The following is a 2,585-nucleotide window of genomic DNA, read 5'->3' on the forward strand; positions in this document are numbered from 1 at the left end:
ACAGGCGCGCCTCGAGATGGCTTTCCATCTTCGGCAGGTAGAAGTACGGGCCCGAGCCGCGCGCGAGCAGTTCCTTCGCGTTGTGGAACAGGATCGTATAACTTCGTATAATGTATGCTATACGAAGTTATTACGATGCCCGACGCGTAGAGCGCGCCGACCACCGAGCCCGCGCTCGTCCCGGCGACGATCTCGATCGGAATGCCGCGCGCCTCGAGCGCCTTCAGCACGCCGATGTGCGAGAACCCGCGCGCGGCGCCGCCGCCGAGCGCGATGCCGATCTTGACGGGCTTCTCCTGCGGCAGGGCCGTGCCGGGGCGGGACTTGTCGCCGAAGGACGTACAGGCGGCGAGGCTGGCGGACGCGCACGCGATCGTGAAGTGGCGGCGCGACAGGCGAGGGGACGACATCGAATGGTTCTCCGGCGGCTTGGCGGCGGGTCACACGGCCCGCGGCGGCGATAGGTTCCGAGCGGCCGCGCAGCGGGTTCCGTGCGGCCGGCGCCGCGCCGGCTGGCGGCCGCGGCGCGCACATCATAAAGCAAGCGGTGCGCTTGGCGCGATGTCCGGCGCGAGTATAATTCCGGCTTCTTTCCCGTTCCGGGCGCCGCCGGCTCCGTTGCTGTCCGGGCTGCCGCATCGTCCCGCGTCGAATCATTCATGCGCCCCAGGCGTTCGAGTTACCGTTTATGACCCGTCCTGTCCGTACCCGCTTCGCGCCGAGTCCCACCGGCTTCATCCACCTCGGCAACATTCGCTCCGCACTTTATCCGTGGGCGTTCGCCCGCAAGATGAAAGGCACGTTCGTGCTGCGCATCGAGGATACCGACGTCGAGCGCTCGTCGCAGGAAGCGGTCGATGCGATCCTCGAGGGGATGCAGTGGCTCGGGCTGGATTTCGACGAAGGCCCGATCTACCAGATGCAGCGGATGGACCGCTATCGCGAAGTGCTCGCGCAGATGCTCGAGAAGGGTCTCGCATATCCGTGCTACATGTCGGCCGAGGAACTCGACGCGCTGCGCGAACGCCAGCGCGAAGCCGGCCTGAAGCCGCGCTACGACGGTACGTGGCGTCCGGAGCCCGGCAAGGTGCTGCCGGAGCCACCGGCCGGCGTGAAGCCGGTGCTGCGCTTCCGCAATCCGCTGACGGGCACGGTCGTGTGGGACGATGCGGTGAAGGGGCGTGTCGAGATCTCGAACGAGGAGCTCGACGACCTCGTGATCGCGCGCCCGGACGGCACGCCGATCTACAACTTCTGCGTGGTGGTGGACGACATGGACATGGGCATCACGCACGTGATCCGCGGTGACGACCACGTGAACAACACGCCGCGCCAGATCAACATCCTGAACGCACTCGGCGGCGAGCCGCCCGTCTATGCGCACTTGCCGACCGTGCTGAACGAGCAGGGCGAGAAGATGAGCAAGCGGCATGGCGCGATGAGCGTGATGGCGTACCGCGACGCGGGCTTCCTGCCGGAAGCCGTCGTCAACTATCTCGCGCGTCTCGGCTGGTCGCACGGCGACGCCGAGATCTTCTCGCGCGAGCAGTTCGTCGAATGGTTCGATCTCGAGCATCTCGGCAAGTCGCCCGCGCAGTACGACCACAGCAAGCTGAGCTGGCTGAACGCGCATTACATCAAGGAAGCCGACAACGCGCGCCTTGCCGAACTCGCGAAGCCGTTCCTCGACGCACTCGGCATCGACGACGCGGCGATCGCGACGGGCCCCGCGCTCGACGCGGTGGTCGGCTTGATGAAGGATCGTGCGACGACGGTCAAGGAGATCGCGGAAGGTGCGGCGATGTTCTATCGTGTGCCGGCACCCGACGCCGACGCGCTCGCGCAGCACGTGACCGATGCGGTGCGTCCGGCGCTGGCCGATCTCGCGGCCGCGCTGAAGGCGGCCGACTGGACGAAGGAAGCGGTTTCCGCCGCGCTGAAGGCGACGCTCGCCACGCACAAGCTGAAGATGCCGCAGCTCGCGATGCCGGTGCGTCTGCTGGTGGCGGGCACGACGCATACGCCGTCGATCGACGCGGTGCTCGTGCTGTTCGGTCGCGATGTCGTGGTGACGCGCATCGAGGCCGCGCTGGCTTGACGTTCGTGCGCGCGCGAAGCTGTCCGTGCATGAGGTACGCGGCGGCTTCGCAAAAAATTTCGCACGAATCGTAAAAAGGGTATTTACAAGTTCGAAATCGGTCCATATAATCTCATTTCTGTTCTGCAAGGGGGTATAGCTCAGCTGGGAGAGCGCTTGCATGGCATGCAAGAGGTCAGCGGTTCGATCCCGCTTACCTCCACCAACAGAACAAGATGGATTGATTTGCGAAGCGGCGGTAGTAATAAATGCTTCACAAAATGATTCAAAGCAGTTAGAATTTCGGCCTTCGCTGTTGACCAGAAGTGAATAGCGAAAGTCAGACAAATCTGAAAAGATTATGTCCCCTTCGTCTAGAGGCCTAGGACATCACCCTTTCACGGTGAGTACAGGGGTTCGAATCCCCTAGGGGACGCCAGATTCAGCGGCGTTTCATAGAAGTGTCGCAAGGCTTGCAGGAACGTAACCGACGTCCTGCAGGTTGGGT

At 63.9% G+C, this 2,585-nt stretch carries 2 protein-coding genes, 2 tRNA genes and 1 pseudogene; 3 read left to right on the forward strand and 2 right to left on the reverse strand.

Going from position 1 to position 2,585, the window contains the following annotated elements; translation table 11 throughout:
• Window positions 1–121: hypothetical protein (locus JMF90_RS32910; protein WP_201325995.1), on the reverse strand; the 121-nt coding region annotated here is incomplete at its 3' end.
• Window positions 122–134: 13 nt separating this feature from the next.
• Window positions 135–410 (reverse strand): annotated as a pseudogene (locus JMF90_RS32915) (patatin-like phospholipase family protein); the annotation flags it as partial.
• Window positions 411–688: 278 nt separating this feature from the next.
• Here JMF90_RS32915 and gltX point away from each other — a divergent pair.
• The 3 genes from gltX (at window position 689) to JMF90_RS32930 (ending at window position 2,516) form a co-directional block, all read left to right on the forward strand.
• The gene (gene gltX / locus JMF90_RS32920; protein WP_011694315.1) at window positions 689–2,098 is read left to right on the forward strand and encodes a glutamate--tRNA ligase; all 1,410 of its coding nucleotides are present in this window, start codon (window positions 689–691) and stop codon (window positions 2,096–2,098) included.
• 129 nt (window positions 2,099–2,227) lie between these two features.
• A tRNA-Ala gene (locus tag JMF90_RS32925) sits at window positions 2,228–2,303 on the forward strand.
• 137 nt (window positions 2,304–2,440) lie between these two features.
• A tRNA-Glu gene (locus tag JMF90_RS32930) sits at window positions 2,441–2,516 on the forward strand.
• Window positions 2,517–2,585: the final 69 nt, after the last annotated feature.

This window comes from Burkholderia sp. E168m23, assembly GCF_016586125.1.
GTDB classification, from domain to species: domain Bacteria; phylum Pseudomonadota; class Gammaproteobacteria; order Burkholderiales; family Burkholderiaceae; genus Burkholderia; species Burkholderia orbicola.

Coding starts and splice junctions, on each gene's coding strand:
- gltX (WP_011694315.1), top strand. CDS start 689: ATGACCCGTCCTGTCCGTACCCGCTTCGCGCCGAGTCCCACCGGCTTC.